Raw genomic sequence first — 26,821 nt, forward strand, 5'->3', positions numbered from 1 at the left:
ACCTCACCAACAGGGTTTTACGTCCTTAAACTGACGGCTATGGCCGGCAGGCAGGGAACTTGTATCTAAAGTTTAGGAAACTTCTATTATTAAACTAAAATACAAATAATTGATTTTCAGTATATTATAAATAATTATTGCAGTAAAAACCCTATTCTTTTTTGTTCCCAACTGCAAAGATACTGCGAGGCAATATTTATACTTTTAGAAACTTTGGTTCCCATCAGTTACCATTTACTTCTTTCAATTGAAAGGAAGTAATTAAAAGATGTAAGGACTTGAGTTTTCTAGACTTTCTATGGATCAGATTATTCCTAAAATCAGAATCTGAGAAGAATTCTTTCCCATTTATAGGCATAAAGCTTGATTGTTAGGGGTATTCCTAGCAAATTAGGTGAAAGGAACGAACAAGTGGAATATGGTTACCACACGCTCTTACAAGTAAGAAGGATTTAATTTATTTTAAAAATAAAAATGAGTGTTAGTTAAGAAATTCATAATATCTGAATTTAAAAAGCAGGTATGTTTGGTTTTTTCTCTTAGTCCCTTTACTATTCTCTAAGGAAATCTCTGTTTTCCAATTATCTTGATGATCTTGACTTGATCCTCAATTGAAAAATAAATTGTGTGTGAACTATGTACGCAAAACCTATAGCCAGGTCTAATTTCTTTCGCTGATGGATACATTTCCGGGTTTTTCGCAATTCTCTCAAAAGCATTTTCCAATGAGGCAAAGTACTTTTCAGCCTGTAATTCACCAAAATTGTCTAATCCATATAAATAAATACGAATTAGGTCTTCTTCCGCTTGACGTGTAAGTGAAAAAGTCATTTGGCGTTTCTAAATCGACTTTTAGCCTCTTCCAATATCTCAGGCATGGATTTGTGAGATGTCCCGCTTTCCTCACCTTTAATAAGTTCATTCCTCAGCCAAATGCGCTCTTCTTCTTGTTCTCTTTGATGCCTGATCAGGTCATTGATTAATTCGCTTTTACTGGCATATTCATTTTCCTGAACCTTCTGTTTCATCCAGCGGTCATTTGGTTCATTTACTGTTATAGTTTGTCTAGCCATTGTGAATCATATTTATGGTGTAAAAATACACCATATGAATCTAATTATCAAGGTTAAAGTTCCTCACTAGTTGACCTTTGTAGAAATAATTAAGGTTGGTACTTTTTATGACGTAGGCGAAATACATTTACTTCATCATCTAAAAATCGATTAAAATCTTTGTGCTTAGTTTTTTGGTCTTCCCAAAAATCCCTGCCTTTAGAAAGGCAGGGAACTTGTATTTAAAAGTAGCCTCGACAAGAATCGAACTTGTATCTAAAGTTTAGGAAACTTCTATTCTATCCATTGAACTACGAGGCCATATCTAGACGGTTAGAGGCGAGAAGCGAGAGGTTAGACTACACCTTCTTACATCTTATGTCTATTTTTTTTAAGACAACTAGATTCGAGAAGCGAGATACTATACTTACCAAACCAGTCTTGATTCTTGGTTCTTGATTCTTGTCTCTTTTTTCAAGCTGCAATTTAAAGCATAATCCTTCATTCAAGCAAATATATTCAAAGGCATTTGTGCATTTCGAATTATTAATTCTATCTTTGCAGTCCAAAAATTAAGATGGACGGGATCCATCAATTCACTAAATATCAAATTTATATGGCAGTAAAAATCAGATTATCGCGTAGAGGCAGAAAAAAAATGGCCATCTATGACGTAGTAGTAGCTGATGCTAGAGCTCCACGGGATGGACGCTTTATCGACAAATTAGGGACTTATAATCCCAACACTGACCCCGCATCCATTAACATCAACAATGAGCGCGCTCTTAAATGGTTGTTGAATGGTGCAGAGCCTACAGAAACTGTAAAGGCTATGCTTTCTTACAGAGGTGTATTGTTACAAAAACACCTTCAGATTGGTGTCTTGAAAGGTGCCATCACCCAAGATCAGGCGGACGAAAAATTCGAAGCATGGAAAGCTAGCAAAGAAACCACAATCACAGGTAAAGTTGACAAATTGACTCAGGCCAAAGCTGATGCGCGTCAGAAAGCTATGGATGCTGAGACAGCTAAAAACCAAGCTCGTCTTGATGCTATCAAGAAAAGAGAAGCAGACGCTATTGCAGCGGCAGCTCCTCCGGTAGTTGAAGCTCCTGTAGCAGAAGAAGCTCCGGCAGCACCTGCTGAAGAAGAGGCTCCAAAAGCAGCTGCTGAGAATGTAGCTCCTGTAGCGCCGACTGAAGAAGAAACTCCAAAAGCAACTACCAAAGAAGAAGCTCCTGCACCAACTACTGAAGAAGATGCTCCAAAAGCATCTAAAGAGGAAGAAGCTCCTGCTGCAGCTGCTGAGGAAACAACTCCAGACGCATCCGCTGAAGGAGAAGAGCCTAAAGCATAATTAAAACCCTACCATGAACAAAGACAGTTGTTTTCAATTGGGCTATGTAGCCAAAGTTCATGGACTTCAAGGAGAAGTGAGTATAGTACTGGATGTAGACTATCCAGAGGATTATGAAGACCTCAAGCATGTCTTCATCGAGCAAAAATCCAGATTGGTTCCTTTTTTTATCGAGCACTTTGTGTTGCAACACAATAACAAGGTCTTGGCAAAATTTGAGGATTTCGATTCTGTGGATGATGCAAGCAAGTTAGTGGGGGGAGCTTTATACCTTCCATTGAAAGAATTGCAAGAGTTAGATGAAGACCAGTATTACTATCACGAACTCATTGGGTTTGATGTGCTGGACGAAGCACTTGGAAATATAGGGGAAGTCAAAGTCATTTATGACCTTGAAACCCAAGATTTATTGGGTGTTGACCACAAGGGTAAAGAAGTTCTGATTCCTATCAAGGACGGAATTATCCAGAAAGTTGACAAAGCAGAAAAGAAAGTTTACTGCTTATTGCCCGAAGGATTGCTTGACATATACTTGGAAGACTGATGCGAATCGATATCATCACAGTTGTTCCGGATTTATTGGAAGGACCTTTTTCCCACTCTATTCTTAAAAGAGCTGAAGATAAAGGACTTGCAAAAGTTCGGGTTCACAACTTAAGGGATTATTCCAGCGGCAAACAAAAGCAAGTCGATGACTATGCTTTTGGAGGCGGTGCGGGGATGGTCATGATGATAGAACCTATCGCAAAATGCATCGATGCACTGAAAAGCGAAAGAGATTATGATGAGGTCATTTACATGACCCCCGACGGAGAAACATTCAACCAGTCAATGGCCAATGAACTCTCGCTCAAGGGTAATATCATCATTCTTTGTGGACACTATAAAGGCGTGGATGAGAGGATCAGACAAAAATGGATAACCAGAGAAATCAGCATAGGTGATTATGTCCTATCTGGTGGAGAATTGGCAGCAGCTGTAGTGACTGATGCAATCATTCGGCTTCTTCCCGGTGTCTTAAACGATGAGACCTCAGCATTGACAGACTCCTTTCAGGATGGTTTATTGGCCCCTCCAGTATATACTAGACCTGCAGATTATGAAGGGTTGAAGGTTCCGGATATTTTATTGTCAGGGCATCAATCCAAAATTGACTCTTGGAGGTTTGAAGCATCGGTTCGCCGCACTAAGGAAAGAAGGCCTGATTTATTGGAAGGCAAAGAAATCTAAGGCGATTTAAATAAGAATATATAATTGAATCTATCAAAAATAGCTCTGTGGTGCCAAGCCACAAGCACATAAAATATACAGCTATGAGCGAACTAATTAAATTTGTAGAGGCGGAATACAGCGAGGCTAGAACCAAGTTTCCATCTTTCAAAGCAGGAGATACCATCAATGTCCACGTGAGAATCACCGAAGGAAACAAAGAGCGTATTCAGCAGTTCCAAGGAACTGTCATCCAAAGAAAAAACCCAAATTCGAATGGAGAAACCTTTACGGTAAGAAAAGTATCCAATGGAATTGGTGTTGAAAGAATTTTCCCAATCCTTTCTCCATCTATCGAGAAAATCGAATTGTTGAGAGAAGGTAAAGTAAGAAGAGCAAGATTATTCTACCTAAGAGGCCGTCAAGGAAAAGCAGCCAAAATCAAGGAGAAAATCAGACACAGAAAAGACTCTTAATTGTCTTTGTCTCAAAAAGGGAATCCGATCGGGTTCCCTTTTTTTATAATTAAGGTATCCCATCTTTTCCTATCTTTGCACCCTGAATCCAAAAAGAAAAACATAACATGTGAAGATGTTTCACAAGAAACAAGAATAATCCAATACCATGAACAAAGAAGTACGCGTAAGATTTGCACCTTCTCCTACAGGAGCACTACATATCGGTGGGGTGCGAACTGCTTTATACAATTACCTTTTTGCAAGAAAAACCGGAGGTAAATTTTTACTTAGAATCGAAGACACGGATCAGACCCGCTTTGTGCCCGGTGCCGAAGAATACATCAAAGATGCATTGGATTGGTTGGGAATAGGTCCCGATGAAAGTCCTTGGAATCCCGGTGACTGCGGTCCTTACCGTCAGTCGGAGCGTAAACCTATGTATATGCAATATGCCATGGACCTGATCGAAAAAGGTCATGCTTATTACGCATTCGACACTTCGGAGGAACTTGAGGCCATGAGAGAAAGACTGACCGCCGCCAGGGTGGTTTCTCCTCAGTACAATTCTATCACACGAACCCAGATGAAGAATTCTCTTACCCTTCCTGAAGATGAGGTTAAAGAGAGATTGGCATCTGGAGAACCATACGTCATCAGGGTAAAAATCCCAAGAAAGGAAGAAGTAAGGTTAAATGACATGATCCGTGGTTGGGTAATGGTACATTCCAGTACCTTGGATGATAAAGTATTGATGAAATCAGACGGTATGCCAACGTATCACTTGGCAAATATCGTGGATGACCATTTAATGAAAATCACCCACGTGATCAGAGGAGAGGAGTGGTTGCCTTCTGCACCATTGCATGTGTTGTTGTATAAATATTTTGGATGGGAGGATACCATGCCTCAGTTTGCCCATCTTCCGCTTTTGTTGAAACCTGATGGAAATGGGAAACTCTCTAAGCGAGATGCTGACAAGCATGGTTTTCCGGTTTTCCCTATGGATTGGACTGATCCGAATTCAGGAGAAAAGGCTATGGGTTTCCGTGAACATGGATATTTGCCTGATGCCTTCCTTAATTTTCTGGCGTTCCTAGGCTGGAATCCAGGTGACCACAGAGAACTGTTTTCATTGGAGGAATTGATTGATGCATTTTCCATAGAAAGAATTGGCAAATCAGGTACAAAATTTGATATAAATAAAGCAAAGTGGTACAATGAACAATACCTCAGAGCCAAATCGGATGAAGAACTTGCCGCATACCTTCTAGATGATCTTGAAAAAGAGGGTATAAGCTTGGATTTGGCTAAAGGATCCCAAATTGCTCATATCATGAAGGAAAGGGCAACCTTTCCAGCGGATTTATGGAAGGAGGGGAAGTTTATGATTCATGCTCCAACTGATTTTGATGAAGCCGTGGCTTCCAAAAAATGGAATAATGAAGCCGTAATAGTTTTAAGTGCCTATAAAGAAAAACTGAACCTGTTCTCAGGAGAATTTACGCCCGAATCTGCAAAATCCATGCTGGAGCAGGCAGCAGAGGAAAACGGAATTAAATTGGGTAAAATCATGCAGGCGGTAAGATTGGCAGCCACAGGGGTAGGAGCAGGTCCTGACTTAATGGCGGTATTCAGCATCATCGGAAAAGAAGAATTGGCCAAGCGGATTGGTTATGCATTGGAAACTTTAAAAGTAAACATTTAATCGTCATGGCAAAGAAATCCAAAAAAGAACAAAACCCGAAAGTTCATAAAGACCTGGAAGGTTTCAAGATGAATATCAACTCATTTGGAGAAATCTCCAGTAGTTTTCCCATAGATAAAATCAACGAATTCCTCAATAAGAACGTAGAAGACAAAAAGCTGAAGGATAGGGAAGATATTGAGGATATCAAGGATGGAAATAAAGAGGTGTAAAAATCCAATTATTTTCATTTTGAAAAAAAAGCACAATATCATTTTGAAATTGTGTTTTTTTTTTAACTAAACTTGCCGATTCAAAAGATTATAAGTAATATTCAGACTTAGTTATTAGTAGATTATTGTTATGAAAAAATTGATCGGGGTTTTGATTATATTTTGTCTTCCTATTTTGGGCTTTGGGCAAACCGGATCCATCATAGGAAAGGTAACTGACAATCAAACCGGGGAAGCCTTGCCATTTTGTAATGTCTTCATTAACAATACTACCATTGCCACCACAACGGATTTTGATGGGAATTATGAATTGAAGGATTTGCCGGAAGGAGAATTTGAAATCGGGTTTTCATTTATAGGCTATCAGGCTGTCCAAAAACCTGCTTCAATCAAGCCCGGAGGTCAATTGACTATCAACGTGGCCATGTTGTCCCTTGAGCAGGAACTATCAGATGTTGAAATCAAGGCTTCTAGGGATAGGGCTTGGGAAAGGGATTTGAGAAAATTTAAAAATTACTTTTTGGGTAATGATAACATCGCTGCGCAAAGCGAAATTCTCAATCCTTGGGTAATTGATTTTCCAGATGACAATAGCAATAATAATTTCAAAGCCATTGCATTCCAACCTATCGAAATCAAAAATAATGCTTTAGGTTATTCTTTGATTTTTGATCTTAAAGAGTTTGCCTTTACGCCCCAATACAGTATTATTTCAGGTGCAACAAGGTTTGTTCAATTGGAAACTGATGATTCCAAAACTATAGAGCTTTGGCAAAAAAACAGGTTGGATACCTACCTGAAATCGCCTGCCAATATGTTCAGGGCGATGATCCAAAACAATCATAATCAGGAAGGATTTTATCTATATGGAGATAAGCCGGGAGGCTCCGCAACTCAGAATATGAGGTCGGATGTTTTCTCAAATGAACTTGGAAAATCAATTGTGGAGTATAAACCGGAAAACCTGGTAAGCCTAGGCAGAAAGCCAGGTGAGTACCGCATTCTGATGAAAGGAAGGATTGAAATCCATTATGAAAAAGGCTATACAACAGTCAATACCTACAAGGATGCACCATATCCCATTTCATGGTTGGAAGTAAAGGGCAATTATGTGAATGTGTCTTCCAATGGTATGGTGCTTAATCCCCAGGACTTGACTTTTTCCGGAGATATGGACAAAAGAAAAGTGAGTGCATTGCTTCCCATGGACTATAAGCCAAATCTTGCACAGAGAATCGAGGCCCAAATTGCGAAAGATGCCAATAGCCTTCAGGAAAAGGTTTACCTGCATACTGATAAACCCTATTATTACCAAGGTGACCAATTGCTTTTCAAGGCCTATTTCCAATATGCCAGCCCGGAATTGAAAAGGGAATTGAGTAAAATTCTATATGTGGAACTGATATCCGGGAACAGGGATTTGATTGTTCAGAAAAAATTTAAAATAGAGAACGGACAAGCCGTTGGAGAGATTTTTCTACCGGATTCGCTAAAACAAAAGGAATATTACCTTCGGGCTTATACGTCATGGAACAGAAACTATGGACCTGAATCTTATTTTGTAAAGGCCCTTCCCGTTCTTTCTGCTTATGATAGAATTTTGTCATCTGAGAATCCCCAAGATCCAAACCCTCCGATAAAATCGACTTTTGTTTCAGATAAAGAAAATTATGGCAAAAGAGAAAAGGTGTCTTTGCAGGTTTCACTTAGAGATGAAGATGGAAGGCCGGTTTCTGCCAATCTTTCGGTATCTGTTATAGATACACATTTTGCCTCCACTATTGCAGAACCTGTCAGTATCGAAAGTAGCCTGAAATTGATGGATGTTCCCAAAAACATCAGCACAGAGAAATTCAATTATCCGATTGAAAGGAAATGGGATGTTTATGGCCGATTTTTGAATGAAAAAGCAAAGCCAATGGCGACTCCATTTACGGTATACTTGAATAATTTTGAAGGAATGTTGGAGTTGGAGTCCGATAAAGACGGAATATTTGTGATGGAAGAAATGGATTTTTATGGGCCGGTAGATTTTGCTTTTTTGGCTTTGGACAAAAAAGGAAAGGCTTATGGTACCTTTGAGCTCACTCCCAGACTTAACCCACCATTTTTTGTTCCAGCACACATCGTTTTCCCTAAGATCACTACCACCAATGAATCGATTTTCAAAGAACTAGAGGATGAGGAAGAAACCTTAGTTCTTGAACAGGTAACTATAGAATCCGAAAAAGAGAACACAACTAGACGAGCGATTTATGGTAATGCAGACCATGTGGTGAGTAGTGAAAACCTAAACAAAAACGGTACTGTCAGTGATCTATTGAACAGCCTTAAAACCCAGATACCTGGTATGTCGGTTACCACTACACTTCAAATTCGGCTAAGAGGTGGTGCCACTTCAGCCAACCTTTCCATGGAGCCATTGGTGATGGTAGATGGTGCAGTGATGCCATCAGGACCAGGAACAAGGGCTGCAGACAATATTGCAGCCATCAATCCGAATGATATTGACAGGATAGAAGTGGTCAGTAGAATGAGTTCCATGATGGGCGATTTGGGAAGAAATGGTGTGATTGCAATTTACCTCAAACGCGGAGCGTCCGAAATGCCAGTTTTTACCGGAAATACCCCTGGATTGAATAGTTTGGAAATTGATGGGTTTGGTTACAGTGGGAGTTTTGTCCCATTTGATTATAGCTTAGAAGAAAAACATCCTGAATTAGATCAGAGGGTGACGCTATACTGGAATCCTTATCTTGTTACAGATGCTGATTCAGGGCAAATCAATTTGGAATTTTATACCAATGATACAGATAGCCCAAAAATTGTGGTTGTGGAGGGTCTGACCATTGATGGCAAGCCTATCAGTGCTACCCATATCATTTCCCCCAAAAAATAAATCCTAATGGAATCATTTGGAAAAGATTAACAAACAATCCTTAATTTTGGAAATGCATCTTAAAAGCGTGATTCTTTTGTTTTTGGTTTTACTAGGGTTATCTGAAGTCTCTAAGGCACAAACAAGTTTTGGTATCCGAGGTGGATTTTCTTCCTCAAATATCACGTATAGGTATGAACCTGGTAGACCTCCTATCCGGACTTCCGGGATTACTGCACCGACATTTGCTTTAGTTATGGAGCATTTTACCAATAGAAATGCAGGAATACAAATCGAGCTGCAATATTTGAAATTGGGCTTTACGCAAGAAGACGAACTTAGTACCGCTATCAATCAATCGGAATGGGAATATCTAAAAGTACCATTCTTGTCCAATTTCTATGCAGGAAGAGGTGGGAGGTTCCATATCAAGGTTGGGCCTCACTTTGGATATCTATTGAATGCAACAGATACCCAAAGAGATTTTGAAGGGCCAACGTTATTGCCGACTTATGGAGGCGCTCAAGATGATCCAAGGAAATTTATGTATGGACTTACCGGGGGTGCCGGATTATCCAAACTGTTTGGAAAAAGCACCTTAGAGGGTGATGTTCGGTTTTCTTATGAATTTGGTAGACCGGAAAGGCAGGACAGGATTTTTGATATGAATTCCACCAATATTGAGATTACATTGACTTACCTTTTTCAGGTAGCAAAAACAAAACTGCAAAATTAAACCCGAAAGGAACTTATCCACGGCTTTGGTGGTATATGGTTGTAAGTATCCAAACAATTGACCAAACATGTTACAAGCACAGAAAAGACCCGTACATATTTACCTGGAGGCCAATCCCAATCCCAATTCTTTGAAGTTTGTGGTGAACTTTATGTTGGCTGATGAGGGTGTTAGCTTTGATTACCCGGATCAAGGCAGCACTGATAATTCTCCTTTGGCCCACGAGCTATTCAATTTCGCATCGGTAGACAGGGTATTTATTGCCTCAAATTTTGTTACTGTCACCAAAAAAGGAGATGTGGATTGGATAGAAATCCAGGATTTTATCAGAGACCATATCAAAAAATACCTGGAAGCAGGCAAAGCAGCTGTTCAGTTTAATTTTGATAAGGATCCACTTTTTGATGAAAATGATTCTGAAACCGTCAAAAAAATCAAAGGAATATTGGACGAATATATCCGGCCGGCTGTGGAACAAGATGGTGGTGCCATTGTATTCCATAGCTTTCAGGATGGTATTGTCAAAGTATTGTTGCAAGGAAGCTGTTCAGGTTGTCCCTCGAGCACAGTAACCTTAAAAGCAGGTATCCAAAATCTTTTGACCAGAATGTTACCGGAAGTCAAAGAAGTACAGGCAGAGGGGGTTTGACCTGATGTTTCGAGGGAATTGGACGTGGACGATTTTAGGCCTGATCGGTATTCTGATCAGGCATTTTGCCATTAAATACCCTGAGCGGACAGAAGAATTATATTCCAGGACTTTGTTCCCCGGAATCAGAAATCTGGTGGATTTATCCATCTCACAATTGCCTTTTGCTACAGTTTATATTTTTGTTGCCACAGTCTTTGTTTTCATAGGAATCTATATTTATCACCTTCTCAGGAAAGAAGGCTGGAAAAATAAGATAGGATATTCGATCAGATCCTTAAGCAATTCTTTGGGAGCACTCATTTTTCTTTTTCTGGTCCTGTGGGGGTACAACTATCAAAGGGTGCCTATTTTTGAGCAGATTGGAATTAAACCTTTACCTCTGAATCAGGAACAGCTCATGGGTGAATTACACCTGACCAAAAATATCCTGAATCAATTGCGGTACAATATTGAAGAAGATACTGTGGCCATAGAAAGTATTATGGATTATGCAGATTTGGAAAAACTGGTTAGATCCAATATGCGGGAGAATCTCTATTTACTGGGGTTGAATTTTACAGGTGAGCCAAGGACCAAACAATTTTATCCTGCCGGGTTCATGAGAAGGATGGGGATTTTGGGTATTTATTTTCCCTACACTGCCGAAAGTTATATTGACCCAACTTTGCATCCATTGGAAAAACCCTTTACCATTGCCCATGAAATGGCCCATAGCTATGGGGTGACGGATGAGGGAGAGGCCAACTTTATCGGTTGGGTGATTTGCTCCAATTCCGATGATCCCTTGCTACAATATTCTGGTCAGCTGAGATTACTCCGCTACCAGATGAATGACCTTTATAGAATATCCAAGGAAGAATTCAATGCTTTTTACAAAACCTTATCTCCAGGTATCCGAAATGACCTGATTTCCATTCAGATTGCCCAACAAAAAATCAAACCATTCAATCTGGAAATCAGCCGAAAATCCAATGACCTATTTCTCAAAACCCAAGGAGTAAAAGCAGGTGTTAATAGCTATTTACAATTGCCCATGTTAGCCTTTGCGTGGCGTAATAGTTTGAAGGAGTAAAAAGTTCTATTCCTAAAAATTCCTTTTTTTATTCATACCACTTCGCAGATTCTAAAATATCATGTTCCGCTTCTGGTTTGATAATTAATTCAAACTTCATAGCTGCTTTTTCACTCGGAATTTCACAACTTCCCAACTTTCGCCTGAAGTAGGATTAGCAATGTGTGATTTTATTCGATCATCAAGAATTTTGGTATGTGCAAGAATTTCTTCTCTTGTCTTTTCTGTAAAACCACTTTTTTCAGCCCTGATAAGTTTATCTCTTACCCAATCAATCTCCTTTTCCGGATCATGTTGGTTCAAAGCATTTTCTATTTCATTCTTGTCATCTTTCATCTCACTTCCTTTTCAAATTTTCCCTAAGTCTTGAATCTTGTGTCTCAAATCTTACGTCTCACATCTTAAATCAAATCTCCTCCAACTGCCTCCTATACATCTGAACCGTATTCTCCAATCCAAAATACAAGGCATCACAAATCAGCGCATGCCCAATAGAGACCTCATCCAAGAAAGGAATGCTTTTTATCAGGTATTTGAGGTTATGCAGGTCAAGGTCATGGCCGGCATTGAGTCCTAAGCCCAATTCTCTTGCAAGTAGTGCAACTTCAACATAAGGTTTTACAGCAGCATCTCTGTCTTTTGGGAAAAGACTGGCATAAGGTTCTGTGTAGAGTTCGACCCGGTCAGTTCCCGTGGTTTTGGCAGGTTCAAAATATTTGGTCTCGGGATTGATAAAGATGGATACCCTCGTACCCGATTCATGTAGTTCTGCCACAATGTCCTTGAGCATTTTCTGATGGGTGATGGTATCCCAACCATTATTGGAAGTGAGTACGTGGGGAGGGTCAGGAACCAATGTAGCTTGTGCAGGTTTGACCAAGCGGATGATTTCCATAAATCTCTTGTCAGGATATCCTTCAATATTGAATTCGGTAGTCACGACTTTGGACAAGTCTATGACATCCTGATAGCGGATGTGTCGTTCATCCGGTCTAGGGTGTACGGTGATGCCCTGGGCACCGAACCTTTCACAATCCAAAGCAACTTTGACAACATCCGGATTATTGGCACCCCGTGCATTCCTGATGGTAGCTATCTTGTTAATATTTACACTCAGTTTGGTCATTTTCCTAAATTAAAAGATAATTTTGTGACAAATTTACACCTATAACACAAACAACAAGACAATGAGTTTAAAGCCTAGTGTAGAAAGTGAAATTAAAAAAGCCATGTTGGCCAAGGACAAAGACAGATTGAGAGCGCTTAGGGCCATCAAATCTTTGATTTTGTTGGAAGAGACCAAAGGAGGCAGTAAGGAAGAAATCACTTCTGAAGATGAAATGAAACTGCTCACCAAAGCAGCCAAACAAAGAAAAGATTCCGCTGACATTTACAAGCAGCAAAACAGGGAAGACCTTTATGCCGTGGAAATGGCCGAGCTTGAAATTATCAATGAGTTCCTTCCCAAGCAGCTTACTGATGCTGAATTGGAAGCAGCCCTGAAAAAAATAATCAGTGACGTAGGTGCCGAAAGTCCAAAGGACATGGGCAAAGTAATGGGTGCAGCAACCAAGGAATTGGCAGGGAAGACAGATGGCAAAGCCATTTCCCAAAAAGTCAAAGCATTGTTGGGTTAATTTCTATGGGAATGCTGGATCTGATCATCATTGTTTTTCTGGCTATGGGGGCCTACAGCGGTTTCAAACAGGGATTGTTTATCAGCATCCTATCCATTGTTGCATTTATAATTGCGATCATTCTGGCTTTCCATTTTATGGACTGGGGAACGGCTTTATTGGCAGAAAGGGTGGATGAACTTACTTTTTTTCTGCCTTTTGTGGCTTTTCTGATGATATTTCTGGGGGTCATCTTGATCATTAGGGGATTGGCTTATTTGGTGAAAAAAACCTTGGATTTTACCATTCTGGGTTCAGTTGACAGTGTTGCAGGAGGAATTCTTGGAATATTCAAAACAGCCTTTATCCTGAGTCTTTTATTATGGGTAGCCAATTCTTTTGAATTTTTTGTCTCCCAAGAATGGGTGGAAAATTCTAAATCCTATAGCTTTATTCAGCCCATTGCCCCTTTTGTAATTCTATATTTGGACCAGTTTACGCCGATCATCAATGATACCATTGCAAGTATTCAGGAATTGGTAAAGTTAGCCGCGGATGGTGCTGTTGATCGATAATTTTGATTCCTTTTCCCATATCCTTGCTGATTATTTCAGACAGGTAGGCATGAAACTGGAAATTTTCAGAAATGATGTAGACCTCGAAATTATAAAAGAGAAAGACTGGGATGGGTTGATTTTGTCTCCAGGTCCAGAAGTTCCAATGAGGGCCGGAAACTTATTATCCATTTTGGAATACTATCATGACAAGATTCCCGTCCTAGGGATCTGTTTGGGTCATCAGGCCATTGGCGAATTTTTTGGCGGCAAATTGGTAAAATCCCAAAAACCGGTTCATGGAAAAGTACACTCCGTTTTTCAGCTAAACGAACATGAGATACTGAGTGGAATTCCAAGCTCATTTGAGGTCACCCGATATCATTCTTTAGAAATAGCCAATATTCCTGATTGTCTTCAGGTATTATTGGAAACTAAGGATCAAGAGGTCATGGCCATGGTCCACAGATCACTCCCGGTAGTTGGGATACAATACCATCCTGAAGCTTTTCTCACCCAGTTCGGTGTTGAAATTATTAGAAATTGGGTCAGATATTACCGTGTTGGTATTCCTGCTTATTACCCGATATAAAAGAATTTTTTCGGTAAAAAAGGCTTTATCCAAACTAGCTTGGTCTGGATAACGTTTTATTATTCGAAACCAATTATATATATTTAGACCATGCAGGCTTACGAATTTATCAATAACCTCATTCCGCCTTTGAAATCCAAAGACAAGGCGAAGATGGCTTTGACATGGATGGAGGAAATCAGGACCAATATGCTGCCTGTAGTGGAAAATACTAGGTTCATTGGTTTTGTAACCGATGACCTGATTTATACCCTTAATAATCCTGAGCTTCAAATCAGTAAAATTGCTTTGGAATCGAGTGCATGTTTTGTGTATCAGGAAAAGCATATTTATGATGTGATCAAAGTTGCTTCCGAACATCAATCTCACATGGTGGCGATTGTCGATAAGGAAAACAACTATCTTGGCGTGGTAACTATGGAAGATGCCATCGGTGCTTTCGCAGATTCTCTTTCCATTCAATCCCATGGCGCTGTGTTGGTACTTTCCATGTTCATGACGGATTACAGTCTTTTTGAAATAGCGAGAATTGTTGAATCAGAGAACGCCAAAATCCTCAGTAGTTTCATTTCCAATGATCCATTGGACGACAGTAAGATCAAGGTAACCTTAAAACTGGACAAATCGGAATTGAGACATATCAAAGCCACCCTTGAAAGATTCGGCTTTCGGATCCTTGACCACTATCAGGAAGAAGGTTCAGAGAGTGGAGAACAAGAAAGGATTGATAACCTGTTGAGATTTTTGCAGATTTAACCCAAACCCCAAAATGAACATTGTCATCCATGGGATTGGATTTCAAAAAGAATTTATCCCTTTTATAGATCAATTGTTTCAAATTCTTAAAGACAGGAAGATCGGTTTTTCCCTTACGGAATCTTTTTACAAATCACTTAAAAAAATAGAATTCGATACCACAGGTTTTCATGTGCTTTCCAAAAAACCTTCCTTTTCAGGGGTTGATTTTATTATATCTGTGGGAGGAGATGGGACCCTTTTGGACACTGTTTGTTTGGTAGGTAAATCAGAAATCCCCATCATTGGTATCAATACAGGTAGACTTGGATTTTTGGCTACAGTGGCCAAAGAAGATATTGAAAAAGCTGTCAATGGATTTATGAAAGGTAGTTATGCTGTCGAATCCCGTTCTTTATTAAGTCTGGAATCTGACCATGTGCTTTTCAACGGACTTAACTTTGGTCTAAATGAATTTACAATTCATAAAAGAGATACTTCGTCCATGATAACGGTTCATACTTATATCAATGGGCAATACTTGAACAGTTATTGGGCAGATGGATTGATAGTAGCTACCCCGACAGGTTCCACGGGTTATTCATTGAGTTGTGGAGGTCCGCTGATTAGTCCCGGCGCGAGAAACTTTGTCATCACTCCGGTAAGTCCACACAATCTTAATGTCCGACCTATCGTTGTATCAGATGAAAGCGAAATCAGCTTTGAAATTGAGGGGAGAAGTGAAAAATTCCTGATATCCCTTGATTCAAGGTCTACGGCCATCGATGCCACCATAAAATTGAGGGTAAAAAAAGCTGAATTTTCAGCTAAATTAGTCAAATTCGCAGATTATAATTATTTTGATACTTTAAGGCATAAACTTAATTGGGGCTTTGATATGAGAAATTAGATTGATAATTGACAATCTATCTTTATCATTAGCCTGAAAATAAAATCTGACATATCATAGGTCATTTGCATTAACAAAAATTAACCCTGCAAATACTTAAAGGGGTTTTTATATCGTTTGGTAGTTCATAAATTGCAGCGTCTTGAAAAAGAAAAAATTCTGGGTCTCATCCATTTTATTTGTGTTGGTTCTGTTAGGGGTCATCATTTCACCACAGGCAGTTGCCCAAAAATATGAGCTTGGAGGAGGCTTGGGAATAGCGACCTATTCGGGGGACATCATCAGAAGATTGGATCCTGAACAGATTGGAATTCAAGGAACGTTGTTTGGCAGACGAAATTTTGACAATGTATGGACATTGCGTGGCGGTATCTCCTTTGCGAGACTCAATGCTGCAGATAGTGTGCGCCCTATTGATCCTGTGACGGCATTTAGAAATGCTGGGTTTAGAGGCTCTTTATTTGAGATTTCCGCAGTGATGGAATATCATTTTCTTGATTTTACCCATCCGCAGGCTCAGTTTAGGTTTTCACCTTATGGATTCTTGGGTTTGGGTTTCGCAGGATTTGTCGGAAATGGCAGAAAATATAGAGATGATCCCAATCCTGACGGATATACTGTAGGGACACCTGTAATTCCTTTTGGAATAGGTATCAAATACAAATTATCCAGCAAGTGGCTTTTGGCAGCAGAGTTTGGGGCAAGAGCTACATTCACCGATGCACTTGATAAGCTATATGGGGAGGAGCCCACTATTCCACGCTTTCCTGATCCGGCTTTTCCCAATTCAAGTTCAGGGTATAATCAAGGAAACTACAGTGACAAAGACTGGTATTATTTTTTAGGTGTGACCATCAGCTATTCCTTCAGTTCTGTAAAGTGTTATGCTTATTAAATTGAGCGATAAGATAGAATATTGAAAAAGAAATAGCATTTTTGTACCTCCAAAAGCGAAGGTGCTTTCGTGTCGATACGAAATGAAGGAATTAATAGACAAAACCAAAATCCCCAATCACATAGCAGTAATCATGGATGGCAATGGCCGATGGGCCCAGAAGAAAGGTGCCATGAGGATTTTTGGGCACAAAAATGCCATCACTGCTGTAAGGGAAACCATAGAGGGTGCTGCAGAATTAGGTCTCAAATACCTTACTTTATACGCCTTTTCCACTGAAAACTGGTCAAGGCCACAAGATGAAATCAATGCTTTGATGGAACTCTTGGTGGATACCATTACCAAAGAAGTTCCAAATATGATGGAAAATAACATCAGGTTAGTGACCATAGGACAATTACCCAGCTTGCCCTTAGGATGCCAGAAAAAGCTTGAGGAAACGAAAGAACTGACTGCAAAGAACACGGGCCTTACCGTAGTGTTGGCAATCAGTTACAGTGGTAGGTGGGAAATTCAGGATGCCGTTAAATCAATTGTCAAAAAAGTAGTAGACAAAGAATTAAAAATAGAAGAAATCACGCAGGAAGTAATTGCTGCAAATTTGAATACCAAAAATATACCTGATCCTGAACTCTTGATCAGGACCAGTGGAGAGATTAGAATCAGTAATTTTCTCCTTTGGCAATTGGCTTATACAGAACTGTTTTTTACAGAAGTATTGTGGCCGGATTTTAGAAAAGAGCATTTGCTGGAAGCCATTCTCGACTATCAAAAGAGAGAAAGGCGGTTTGGAAAGACAGGTGCTCAGATTAAAACATGATTTTGATGAAAAAAAGTATCATTATCCTATGCCTATTGATGTTAGCAGGCAGCCTTCAAGCCCAAATTAGATTGGGTCAAAGCCGCTATTCGACCTCAAAGCCTGTGGATATATTAGAATTGAATTATTCCAAGCCACAAAAATACAGAATAGCTGAAATCAAAGCAGTCGGATTGGCGACTTTGGATGAAATAGCTATCGTTTCCTTATCGGGTCTAAGAGTTGACGATGTGATTTCTGTTCCCGGAGATAATATTTCCAATGCACTGAAAAGACTTTGGGGACAGGGCATTATTGGGGATGTCAAAATTCTCGTGACAAAAATTGAAGGAGATGACATTTATTTGCTTTTAGAGTTGACTGAAAGACCAAGATTCAGCAGGGTTGAGTTCAGCGGGATCAATAAAACCCAGGAAAGTGAACTTAAAGAAAAAATCAAAATTAGAGGTAGAGTCGTCAGAGATGATGTTTTGAATACATCTCAAAGAAACATCCGCCAATATTTCATGGACAAAGGATTTCTCAATACAGACGTGAAAGTCGTTCAAGAGAGAGATACGACCTTACCCAATAGTGTCAAAATCAAATTCGAGATTGATCAGAAAACAAAAGTGAAGATCAATGAAATCAAAATATATGGCAACGAAGAAGTGCCTGATAGTAAGATTAAAGGTAAACTAAAAGGCACAAAGGAACATCCAAGGATGCATTTTGTCCGTGATGTAACTTCGAGAGTTACCAACATAACACCCAAATCGGCCAAAGAAGCAGTCGTGTATAGAAATCCTGTAACTGATGAAGAGGTAAAGGAATATATCAATAAGAATTTCAAATTGAATTTCTTCAATGCATCCAAGTTTGTGGCAAAGGATTTTAGGGAGGACAAGGAAAAAGTAGTTGCCTATTACAATTCCAAAGGTTACAGAGATGCAGAGATCACATCGGATTCAGTATATCGTTTTTCAGACAATACGATAAACCTTGACATTTCTTTGGAGGAAGGTCAAAAATATTATTATAGAAACATCACTTTTGTGGGAAATTATCTACATCCTGACAATGTCCTTCTTTCGAGACTTGGCATTACAAAGGGAGATGTTTACAACAAAGAAAAGTTAGATCAAAGACTGAATTATGATCCTCAAAAAGGTGATGATGTCAGTTCACTTTACCAAGATAATGGATATCTGTTCTTTCAGATAGATCCGGTAGAAATCCAGGTTCAAGCAGATTCCATCGATATTGAAATGAGGATTTTTGAAGGACCTCAGGTCACCGTAAATTCTGTTTCCATTCAGGGCAATGAAAGAACCTCTGACCATGTGGTCATGCGCGAAATCAGGATTCTTCCTGGACAGAAGTTCAACAGAAGCTTGTTGGTAAGGACTATCAGGGAATTGTCCCAATTGGGGTATTTTGATCCGGAAAATATCGAGCCGGATATGAAGCCTAATTTTGAGGATGCTACTGTAGATATCACCTTCAAATTGGAGGAAAGGCCAAACGATCAGATAGAATTATCCGGAGGTTGGGGAGGTTTCTTTGGATTTGTAGGAACAGTCGGCCTGGTTTTCAATAACTTCTCGATCAAGAACATTGGTAATTTCCAAAAGTGGAGACCACTTCCTGTAGGAGATGGTCAGCGGCTTTCTCTCAGGGTACAGGCCAATGGTAGATCATTCCAGAATTATAGTGTCTCATTGACAGAACCTTGGTTTGGTGGCAAAAAGCCAAATGCCTTGAGTTTAAGTTTCAACCACTCTGTGCAGCGGCAGCTTGATTTCATGGATAGATCAAACCCTGGAAGAGAAATTGGCTACTTTAAAATCACCGGTGCTACCTTGGGACTTTCCAAAAGGGTAACTTGGCCTGATGATTACTTTATGGTGTCCAACGCTCTCCAATTCCAAATATATGAATTCAATGAGTTTGGGAGAAGTTTTGGATTAAGCTATGCCACAGGTAAGGCAAACAGTTTGGCTTTGAATACTACCATAGCAAGAAATAACGTTGATAATCCGATTTACCCTAGGTTGGGGTCCAACATCTCCTTGGTGACTTCATTTACGCCCCCTTATGCATCACTTAATCCAAATATTAACCGTGAATCTCCTGATGAGGAAAAATTCAGATGGTTGGAATACCATAAGTGGATGTTTGATGCGACGTTTTATACCCCAGTATTCGGTTCTTCCAAATGGGTAATCAGTGCCAGAACCCATATGGGCTTCTTGGGGTCATATGGGGATAGGATAGGCATTATTCCTTTGGAGAGATTCGTGATGGGTGGAGATGGAATGAACATGAACAATTTTGCCCTAGGTCAGGAAATCATTGGTCTTAGGGGATATGAAAACCAAGTCATTACCCCAGGTAGAGACGCAAGGTTTGACCCGAACTCCACAGAAGGGTATGGTGGTATTGTATACAATAAACATGTAATGGAACTTAGGTTCTTGGTGTCTCCAAATCCATCTGCAACGATTTTCCTTTTGGGATTTGCTGAAGCAGGAAATAACTGGGGATCTTATGCGGAGTTTAATCCGTATAATCTTAAGAAATCAGCAGGGGTGGGTGCAAGGATTTTCATGCCTGCATTTGGATTGCTTGGTCTTGATTGGGGTTATGGATTTGATCCTGCTCCGGGTCGGGTTCAGCCAAGCGGAGCCCAATTCCACTTTACCATTGGTCAGCAATTTAGATAATGATGAAAAGATCGATTATATTATTATTTTTGCTCCCTCTGATCAGTATGATACTGCTTACACAGCGTGCAGAGGCACAAAAGTTTGGATATATTGACTCAGAATTTCTATTGAATAAGCACCCTGATTACAAATTGGTGCAGTCCGAATTGGAGGCACTTAGTACCCAATGGAAAAAAGAGGCACAAAATTTGGAAAAGGAAATAAAAGATATGTATGCCAACCTGAAAGCAGAGGAGGTTCTTCTTACAGAGGAGATGTATCAGGAAAAGTTAGAAAGTATCAAAGAAAAGCAAAATGCTGCTGTAGCATTCAATAACAGAGTTTTTGGTATCAATGGACAGTATTATCAAAAACAGGCAGAGCTGCTTCAGCCTTTGCAGTCCAAGATTTACGATGCCATAGACCGAGTATGTAAGAGAAATAATTTGGCAGTGTTGTTTGACAAAGCGTCAGGCCCATTGATGATTTATACAGATCCAAGACATGATTATTCAGAATTTGTTTTGGAAGAATTAGGATTAGAAAACAAGTAAATTAAATAAAAGAAAAATGATGAAAATTAAAGTTATCCTTTCCGCAATAACTTTGTTTTGCGTAGGATTTGTAGCCCAGGCCCAGGAATTGAAAATTGGCTATACCAATGTGGAATTACTGATGGACCTGATGCCGGAAATGGAACAGATCGCTGCGGATATTCAGGATTACCAATCCCAGCTTCAAACAAATATCCAGACAAAAGCACAGGATTTTCAAAGGAAAGTTCAGGCATACCAGCAAGCTGCTCAAACCATGACAGAAGATGCAAGAGCTGCAAAAGAAGCAGAACTTCAAAAGTTGCAGCAGGACCTCCAAAAGTATGAGCAAGATGCCCAAACTTCCTATCAAAGGAAACTTGGCGAATTGTTGGAACCTGTACAACAGCGTGTTTTCAATGCGATCAACGCAGTAGCTGCAGAAAACAATTACACCCATGTTTTCTCAGAATCAGCAGGTAACTCTCCGATCTTGTTGTACACCAAAGATGATGACAAGTTTACTGAATTGGTTTTGACCAAATTGGGAATAGAGATTCCAGCTCAAAATCCTGTTAACTAATATTCCTTAAGTAATTAGGTTCTAAACCCTGCTTCTTAACAAGCGGGGTTTTTTTATTATATTATCAGAACGGAGAGAGGTGATTTTTTAAATATTAGACTCCATGTATCCATAAATATCCATCAGTATCAAATATCAATGATTCGGTTTTATAAGGATATTAGCAAAGCATAATCCAAAGAATAAATATATGGCAAAGAAAAAATTCAAAGATATCGTGCAGCAATCAGATGAAGCAATTTTGGTTGACTTCTATGCAGATTGGTGTGGTCCCTGTCAGACCATGAATCCTGTTTTGGAACAGGTGATCAGCGAATTGGATGGGAAAATCAAATTTTACAAATTGAATGTTGACCGCAATCCACAGGTTAGCCTTCAATTTGGCGTAAGATCTATTCCGCATTATATACTTTTCAAAAAAGGTAAAATTCTCTGGAGAAAAGGAGGCGTGATGACCAAGCGGGACCTGCTGCAAGCCATGAAAGGATTTACGGGTTGATCCTTAAGGTGCTTTTCCCTTGATGAAATTCACTTTGATGGAAATTAAGAAAGCCAATATTGCCAAAGATAGGGTCATGATGTCCACCAAATTGGGATCCAAATCCAGACCCAATAGTCTTTTGATGATAAACGTGATATAGGAATTAGGAAGGTCTTTTTTCCCCAGTTCCCTTAAAATATCCCAATGCCAATCAGTTAGTGGACAATATCCCCATCCATACCAGATTCCCAATACCACCCAAGAAGCCAATGTCAGCGAAATAGTTGCAAAATGCCACTTTCGCAAAGGTTTCCAGAGCCAAGCAAATAGGTTGAATAGGATCAAAAGCGTATGAAAAACGGTGAAGAAAATGTCGGCTAATTGTAACATTGATTTTTTTCAATAGGCATTTTCAACTTTCATTTTTGAGTGCTGAATAATTTTCATGTTGACAGTTTTTTTTCCTTGGGAATAACAAAATCATTTAACTTTTGCTCTTGTTCAAAGTAGGTAGGGAATTTTTGAGTAATGAATAAATCCCTCCCAATGCCCCTGTGATACCTGCAACAAATGTGGATGCTTGATCCAAGAAATTTTTGTCAAAGTAGCTGATCAAAGCTACAGATAACAGAATAAAACTGAAGACAGCTATTTGGATGGAACTTGCATTTCCATGCTTATCTTCGTCTCTTTTGAAAGCTTGTATTTCCTCTTCAGAGATATTGTTCAATATAAAAAGGCGAAAGTGCTTATCGAATAAAATCGGAAATAATTCGGTCGATCCACTTCCGTCCAGAATGCCTCTTGGTACCAAAATGCCCTTTTGAATCAATTCGGTAATCACAGGTTTATTGGTAAAATTGAAAAAACCCTCCCGACTAAAGTAGTAACAGATTTTTTTCTCATCAAAGCTCATTTCTGACCAGATATTATAGAAATAGGCTTTTCTGGAACGGATGAGCATATTTGCTTTTTCATCATTAGGAGTGATGACTTTAAGATTGGGATCCAAGTCTATCGGCACATATTCAAAGTGAAATGAACTGAATAGCTGTGAAAAAATCATATTTTGTTTTGGGTCCTCTAATTGATGTAGCAATTGTTTCCATGAGACCCCTGAAGAGATAACAAAATATATCTTTCCATTAAGCGCTCTGATAAATTGAGGTAATCTTTCCAAAAACAGGGACAAGTCTGGGAGACAATGCACATTTTTGATGATCCAGATATTTTTACCTTCCAGGTCTGGTATGGTAGACTCCTGCCATTTTAATTCAGGATTGGAAGTGCAATCGGTAATTTCATGTTTTCCGAGATCTAAGAGATCTTGGATCCATTTAGGATAATTTTCTGAGTCCAGTCCGCATATAAATACCTTTTGGCTGAGTGTGGAGGTATTTAGATTTTTTTGATGATACAAAAATCCTTCTAAATCCAAAAAATAAATTTTTTTGGAAAGGGTATGAACCATCCAAATGAACAAAGCGAGAATCATGAGGAAAAACAGTGTCACGGATCCGGACCACAACAAGTTTCCCATTAATTTCTTGAAAGGTTTGACCAAACTTTTAGTATCAATTATTTTAATTTGTTCCAATTTTGGCTGCATCAATCGGCGATCAGTAAAAATAAACTCTTTGACCTGTGATGTATTTTGGCTGGTAAGGCCACCAAAAAAGAGTCTTCTACCCTCATCATAGGTGTTCCAAAAATTATCAGGTGTATTTTCATAATCATCTGGATTTTTCTGAGGTTCCCAGTTTTTGGATTCATATTGATGAACTTTTGAATAGATGATATATCCAGGTACAAACCCTATCATAAAAATCCACATGATGAAGAAACTGGTGTAGATATAGGGGAAATAATTAAAGCCGGAATTGTTTGCCCCGTAGCTTGGTGATCCGGAGTGATCTGTCGGGTTTAATAATTGAGGCTTTTCTCCGACGAATTTTTTTCTTTTTTTGAAAGTATAATAAGAAGATCCAACCACCCAAATGAGTAAAAATAAGAAATGAATAACGGGTATCAGGCAGCATAAAAACCAAAATGATATTGCAAGAATCACTCCCATTATCCAAAAAAACCTTCTTATTTCTTGATTTCTGGAATTTCTGATGATCTTCTTATTTTCTTTAGTGGTAACTTGATTATTGATATTTTGCCAACTTGGACCTAACATCATATACATGATAACCTTGAAGTGGAAGGTCGCAATAAGGAGAACAGCGAAAATCCCAAAAAAATGAATCCTAGGAAGATGATAATAATACAGGATGATGAAAATATAAATCACCATAAACCAAATCAAATATTCGAAATTCTTGACTTTGGCTTTTTTGGGGTATAAATAGTTATACGCAAATTTCTCCAGTGTCTTGTTTTTCGATTTGGATTTATTCAGTTTATTGGCAAGTGAAATAAGGGCAAGCATCAAAAGGTAGAAAAGTAAGAGTAGTATGGTTTCGAATGTTACCAAGGAAGAATAGGCATGCTCTAAATGTTCATCTTTTAGATACAACATCCATAACGGCTGATCAAATTTTAAACTATCATTATCGCTGACCATGATCAAATGACCCTGATAGGCGTGACCATCAAGATATAAAGGGATTTTCCATTCGGAATCTGCGCTTTGATTACTGTTGGATTTCATGATTCCTTCAACCTCCTCCCATTTATTGGCTGAAAGCAATTGGGAAAGGCTATCAGCAGCAATTTTAATTCTCCTGCTTTTGTGAATGATCAGCCCATTTTTTTTAAATAACAAATACTCCCTCTTGTCATCATAATCCGTCAACCTGTCCTGCCAAAAGAAAGTAATGGCCTCTACATGGTTGCCAAATGCCGTGTTTATCGAATCTTCTGCGACACTTAGACGACTTATTACTGATTCCAGTTTGGAGTTATCCAAAGAGTAATGAGAACCTATGTACCGATTACCCGCTTTACTTAAATTGAAATTGGGGTTATCACCTTTATTTGTTGGAGTTAAAAAATAGGAGTAATATTCCCTGTGCCTCAAAGATCGATACAATTGAGAAGCCGTATCCATAGAACCCTCCTGATAGATTTGCTCTACCCCACCGATAGTATTGATTCTGATCAGGTCATTGGATTTGTTTATAGAATAATCCCAATTGTCCAATAATTTCACTTTTTCCAAAAGATTTCTCTGTATGGAGTCTTTAATTGCATTTTGGATCATTTTATGGTGATCATCAGGTAAAGGATGGTGGCTTTTGAAAAAAGAAAAACCAAATCCCAAAATAACCAGTATTCCCACAAGCGAAAGCCCGACACTGAAAACACCAAACTTGGTAAGCCTATCACCCTTGGCCAATCCAAAAAAAGAAAATATAGGAAGAGAAAAAAGCATTAACCCCAAAAGGAATACTAAAATGGTAAGATTTGTAAAATCCACCTTCCACCCGATAGACTCAAAATCCTGGAGCTTAATGGCACCTACTAAGTAAAACTTGTAGTTGCCTATCAGCACAGGGGTATAATATATCAGGTGCTTCTCATCATGATATAGGATTTCCTGTTTATTGGTGGGCAAAAGCGGGGCATCGACTTCACCTTCAATTAATTGGAGGGATTTTCCGATCTCTGATCGAGGATAAAGAATCTGACCTGAATCATCAGTTAAAAAAACAGGTTTGAAAAAATCCTGATTATTGATCTTAGCAAAAAGTTGATCAAGACTGATGATCTCCTGCATAGAGGATGAAATATTTAATACCAGAATGGGTACTTCCTGTTGGTTTTCATGGAGCAATTCGACGGAATTAACTTTCACGAAATTAAAATCCTCAAATTTTTTAAATTTTGATTGCGGCCCGAGATTTAGAATCCGCCTTCTTTCTTCTTGTAGTTTTTGATTTGTATAAGATTGAAATGCCACCTGAAAATTACCCTTTATCAACTCCATGTTCCTAATCGCCTGTTCGTCGAGTTCTCTTTTGTTGGTATTTGACTGCTGAAAAAGCATGAATGCCACGATGATGATGGCTATCATGAAGATTCCCCAGATTTTGAAATTCTTGAGTCCCATAAAAATATTGATTTAAAAGTCAAAATAAATATACAAAAACTACTGATTATCAAAAAGATATGATAGTATTTATTCAAGAATGTATATTTTTTTTACAATGTGGTTATATTTGGTCCACTTGGGCGTGATAGAAAAAACAATTGATCCCTGATTGAAAGAACCATATTCTTGGATTAATCCTTATTCAAAAAATACAATTTTTGTATTATTTTTTATTCCTAACTCAATCCTTTTCAATGGTTTCACTCGAAAAGTATATTTTTTTAATACTGATTTTTGTTAATCTCATTTTATACAGGCATATTTATTGCTCTCGCAATAAAAATACCATATAGGTAAAAATCGTTTACGCTTAGGTTTAAAACTACCAATTCCAATGAAAAAAAATCTTACCACCCTGTTTCTTGCATTATTCCTTGCGTTTCAGGTGTCAGCACAGGAAACTACCGAAACGGGTTCACTCAATGAAGGAACAATCACCAGTCAATTTGATTATCTCAATAGGATTTCTAATAACTACCAAGAATACAAAGTCGTCAAAAAGACCAATCTTGAAAAGATACGGGCCAATGTCCTTGACTCCCTCAATGTTTTCAAGAACCAATTGACAACAGTCAATCAGGAATTGGGTATCAGACAATCCAAAATCGGAGAATTGGAAAAACAAGTAACAGAAACAAATAATCAGTTGGAAGTTGCCGAAGCAGCAAGGGACAACTTCGAGTTTTTGGGAATGGCCATTCATAAATCAGCTTATGTGACCATGATGTGGACTATTGTCGGAATATTGACAGCGGCTTTTTTGTTCTTTTTGTTCAAGTACAGCCAAAGCCATAAAGTAATTTCAAGGGCCAAAAAAGACTTGGCTGAAACGATCGAGGAATTCGAGCAGCACCGTAAAAATACGCTTGAAAGAGAGCGGAAACTCAAAAGGGAATTGGTAGATGCCATGAATGGGAAGACCCATTGAAACCCTTAAAAAATTAAATTCAAATCCCCTGCAATTTGATCTTGCAGGGGATTTTTT

At 38.9% G+C, this 26,821-nt stretch carries 28 protein-coding genes and 1 tRNA gene; 22 read left to right on the forward strand and 7 right to left on the reverse strand.

The window, feature by feature from the left end:
- Positions 1-558 precede the first annotated feature (558 nt).
- The 3 genes from HMJ38_RS25825 to HMJ38_RS23660 form a co-directional block, all read right to left on the reverse strand.
- Entirely contained in the window at positions 559-831 is a 273-nt protein-coding gene (locus HMJ38_RS25825; RefSeq protein ID WP_194976926.1) for a type II toxin-antitoxin system RelE/ParE family toxin, read from the reverse strand.
- The gene (locus HMJ38_RS23655) at positions 828-1,073 is read right to left on the reverse strand and encodes a ribbon-helix-helix domain-containing protein (RefSeq protein WP_194976927.1); all 246 of its coding nucleotides are present in this window, start codon (positions 1,071-1,073) and stop codon (positions 828-830) included. Before HMJ38_RS23655 ends, HMJ38_RS25825 begins: the two co-directional genes overlap by 4 nt.
- Positions 1,074-1,301: 228 nt before the next feature.
- A tRNA-Arg gene (locus HMJ38_RS23660) sits at positions 1,302-1,373 on the reverse strand.
- Between the two features lie 295 nt (positions 1,374-1,668).
- Here HMJ38_RS23660 and HMJ38_RS23665 point away from each other — a divergent pair.
- The 10 genes from HMJ38_RS23665 to HMJ38_RS23710 all read left to right on the forward strand — a co-directional run bounded on the left by HMJ38_RS23665 (position 1,669) and on the right by HMJ38_RS23710 (position 11,331).
- Positions 1,669-2,409, forward strand: coding sequence for a 30S ribosomal protein S16 (locus tag HMJ38_RS23665; RefSeq protein WP_194976928.1), 741 nt, complete (start codon positions 1,669-1,671; stop codon positions 2,407-2,409).
- A gap of 13 nt (positions 2,410-2,422) precedes the next feature.
- On the forward strand, positions 2,423-2,953 hold the full coding sequence (gene rimM / locus HMJ38_RS23670; protein ID WP_194976929.1) for a ribosome maturation factor RimM: 531 nt from the start codon (positions 2,423-2,425) through the stop codon (positions 2,951-2,953).
- Positions 2,953-3,639: a tRNA (guanosine(37)-N1)-methyltransferase TrmD gene (gene trmD / locus HMJ38_RS23675; RefSeq protein WP_194976930.1), complete on the forward strand. Its 687-nt coding sequence runs from the start codon at positions 2,953-2,955 to the stop codon at positions 3,637-3,639. Before rimM ends, trmD begins: the two co-directional genes overlap by 1 nt.
- An 83-nt stretch (positions 3,640-3,722) precedes the next feature.
- Positions 3,723-4,094, forward strand: coding sequence for a 50S ribosomal protein L19 (gene rplS, locus HMJ38_RS23680; protein ID WP_194976931.1), 372 nt, complete (start codon positions 3,723-3,725; stop codon positions 4,092-4,094).
- A gap of 148 nt (positions 4,095-4,242) precedes the next feature.
- Positions 4,243-5,781, forward strand: coding sequence for a glutamate--tRNA ligase (gltX, locus tag HMJ38_RS23685; RefSeq protein WP_194976932.1), 1,539 nt, complete (start codon positions 4,243-4,245; stop codon positions 5,779-5,781).
- A 5-nt stretch (positions 5,782-5,786) separates the two neighbouring features.
- Complete coding sequence (locus HMJ38_RS23690; RefSeq protein ID WP_194976933.1) at positions 5,787-5,993, forward strand: hypothetical protein; 207 nt, start codon at positions 5,787-5,789, stop codon at positions 5,991-5,993.
- 130 nt (positions 5,994-6,123) lie between these two features.
- Positions 6,124-8,892, forward strand: a complete 2,769-nt coding sequence (locus HMJ38_RS23695; RefSeq protein ID WP_194976934.1) for a carboxypeptidase-like regulatory domain-containing protein — start codon at positions 6,124-6,126, stop codon at positions 8,890-8,892.
- Positions 8,893-8,944: 52 nt separating this feature from the next.
- The gene (locus HMJ38_RS23700; RefSeq protein ID WP_194976935.1) at positions 8,945-9,607 is read left to right on the forward strand and encodes a porin family protein; all 663 of its coding nucleotides are present in this window, start codon (positions 8,945-8,947) and stop codon (positions 9,605-9,607) included.
- Between the two features lie 67 nt (positions 9,608-9,674).
- Entirely contained in the window at positions 9,675-10,256 is a 582-nt protein-coding gene (locus HMJ38_RS23705) for a NifU family protein (RefSeq protein WP_194976936.1), read from the forward strand.
- Positions 10,257-10,260: 4 nt separating this feature from the next.
- Positions 10,261-11,331 (forward strand): DUF3810 domain-containing protein, encoded by a 1,071-nt coding sequence (locus tag HMJ38_RS23710; RefSeq protein WP_194976937.1) that lies wholly within the window; start codon positions 10,261-10,263, stop codon positions 11,329-11,331.
- Positions 11,332-11,427: 96 nt separating this feature from the next.
- Here the strand turns inward: HMJ38_RS23710 and HMJ38_RS23715 are convergent, their stop codons facing one another.
- Both HMJ38_RS23715 and HMJ38_RS23720 read right to left on the reverse strand, forming a co-directional pair.
- A complete protein-coding gene (locus HMJ38_RS23715; RefSeq protein WP_194976938.1) occupies positions 11,428-11,667 on the reverse strand; it encodes a hypothetical protein in 240 nt (79 codons plus the stop codon).
- Between the two features lie 70 nt (positions 11,668-11,737).
- Positions 11,738-12,457 carry a pyridoxine 5'-phosphate synthase gene (locus HMJ38_RS23720; protein ID WP_194976939.1) on the reverse strand — a complete coding sequence of 240 codons (720 nt, stop codon included), beginning with the start codon at positions 12,455-12,457 and terminating at the stop codon, positions 11,738-11,740.
- Positions 12,458-12,518: 61 nt separating this feature from the next.
- Here HMJ38_RS23720 and HMJ38_RS23725 point away from each other — a divergent pair, with 61 nt between their 5' ends.
- From HMJ38_RS23725 to trxA, 11 genes are all read left to right on the forward strand, one after another.
- Positions 12,519-12,968, forward strand: a complete 450-nt coding sequence (locus tag HMJ38_RS23725) for a GatB/YqeY domain-containing protein (RefSeq protein WP_194976940.1) — start codon at positions 12,519-12,521, stop codon at positions 12,966-12,968.
- Positions 12,969-12,973: 5 nt separating this feature from the next.
- Positions 12,974-13,522: a CvpA family protein gene (locus HMJ38_RS23730; protein ID WP_194976941.1), complete on the forward strand. Its 549-nt coding sequence runs from the start codon at positions 12,974-12,976 to the stop codon at positions 13,520-13,522.
- Complete coding sequence (locus HMJ38_RS23735; RefSeq protein WP_194976942.1) at positions 13,503-14,093, forward strand: anthranilate synthase component II; 591 nt, start codon at positions 13,503-13,505, stop codon at positions 14,091-14,093. Before HMJ38_RS23730 ends, HMJ38_RS23735 begins: the two co-directional genes overlap by 20 nt.
- A 90-nt stretch (positions 14,094-14,183) precedes the next feature.
- A complete protein-coding gene (locus HMJ38_RS23740; protein WP_194976943.1) occupies positions 14,184-14,849 on the forward strand; it encodes a CBS domain-containing protein in 666 nt (221 codons plus the stop codon).
- A 13-nt stretch (positions 14,850-14,862) separates the two neighbouring features.
- On the forward strand, positions 14,863-15,738 hold the full coding sequence (locus tag HMJ38_RS23745; RefSeq protein WP_194976944.1) for an NAD kinase: 876 nt from the start codon (positions 14,863-14,865) through the stop codon (positions 15,736-15,738).
- A 142-nt stretch (positions 15,739-15,880) separates the two neighbouring features.
- A complete protein-coding gene (gene porG / locus HMJ38_RS23750) occupies positions 15,881-16,633 on the forward strand; it encodes a type IX secretion system protein PorG (RefSeq protein ID WP_194976945.1) in 753 nt (250 codons plus the stop codon).
- An 82-nt stretch (positions 16,634-16,715) separates the two neighbouring features.
- A complete protein-coding gene (locus HMJ38_RS23755; RefSeq protein WP_194976946.1) occupies positions 16,716-17,453 on the forward strand; it encodes an isoprenyl transferase in 738 nt (245 codons plus the stop codon).
- Positions 17,454-17,458: 5 nt separating this feature from the next.
- Entirely contained in the window at positions 17,459-20,158 is a 2,700-nt protein-coding gene (locus HMJ38_RS23760; protein WP_194976947.1) for a BamA/OMP85 family outer membrane protein, read from the forward strand.
- Positions 20,158-20,694 (forward strand): OmpH family outer membrane protein, encoded by a 537-nt coding sequence (locus HMJ38_RS23765; protein ID WP_194976948.1) that lies wholly within the window; start codon positions 20,158-20,160, stop codon positions 20,692-20,694. Before HMJ38_RS23760 ends, HMJ38_RS23765 begins: the two co-directional genes overlap by 1 nt.
- Positions 20,695-20,710: 16 nt before the next feature.
- Positions 20,711-21,256, forward strand: coding sequence for an OmpH family outer membrane protein (locus tag HMJ38_RS23770; protein WP_194976949.1), 546 nt, complete (start codon positions 20,711-20,713; stop codon positions 21,254-21,256).
- 190 nt (positions 21,257-21,446) lie between these two features.
- Complete coding sequence (gene trxA, locus HMJ38_RS23775; RefSeq protein WP_194976950.1) at positions 21,447-21,755, forward strand: thioredoxin; 309 nt, start codon at positions 21,447-21,449, stop codon at positions 21,753-21,755.
- Positions 21,756-21,758: 3 nt separating this feature from the next.
- On the opposite strand, the gene HMJ38_RS23780 is transcribed toward trxA, so the two are convergent.
- Together HMJ38_RS23780 and HMJ38_RS23785 are read right to left on the reverse strand one after the other, a co-directional pair.
- Positions 21,759-22,127: a DUF2784 domain-containing protein gene (locus HMJ38_RS23780; RefSeq protein ID WP_194976951.1), complete on the reverse strand. Its 369-nt coding sequence runs from the start codon at positions 22,125-22,127 to the stop codon at positions 21,759-21,761.
- Positions 22,128-22,221: 94 nt separating this feature from the next.
- Positions 22,222-25,794, reverse strand: a complete 3,573-nt coding sequence (locus HMJ38_RS23785; protein WP_194976952.1) for a hypothetical protein — start codon at positions 25,792-25,794, stop codon at positions 22,222-22,224.
- Positions 25,795-26,170: 376 nt separating this feature from the next.
- Here HMJ38_RS23785 and HMJ38_RS23790 point away from each other — a divergent pair, with 376 nt between their 5' ends.
- Positions 26,171-26,764, forward strand: coding sequence for a hypothetical protein (locus HMJ38_RS23790; RefSeq protein ID WP_194976953.1), 594 nt, complete (start codon positions 26,171-26,173; stop codon positions 26,762-26,764).
- Positions 26,765-26,821 lie beyond the last annotated feature (57 nt).

It is taken from the genome of Aquiflexum lacus, assembly GCF_015476655.1.
Classification (GTDB): Bacteria; Bacteroidota; Bacteroidia; order Cytophagales; family Cyclobacteriaceae; genus Aquiflexum; species Aquiflexum lacus.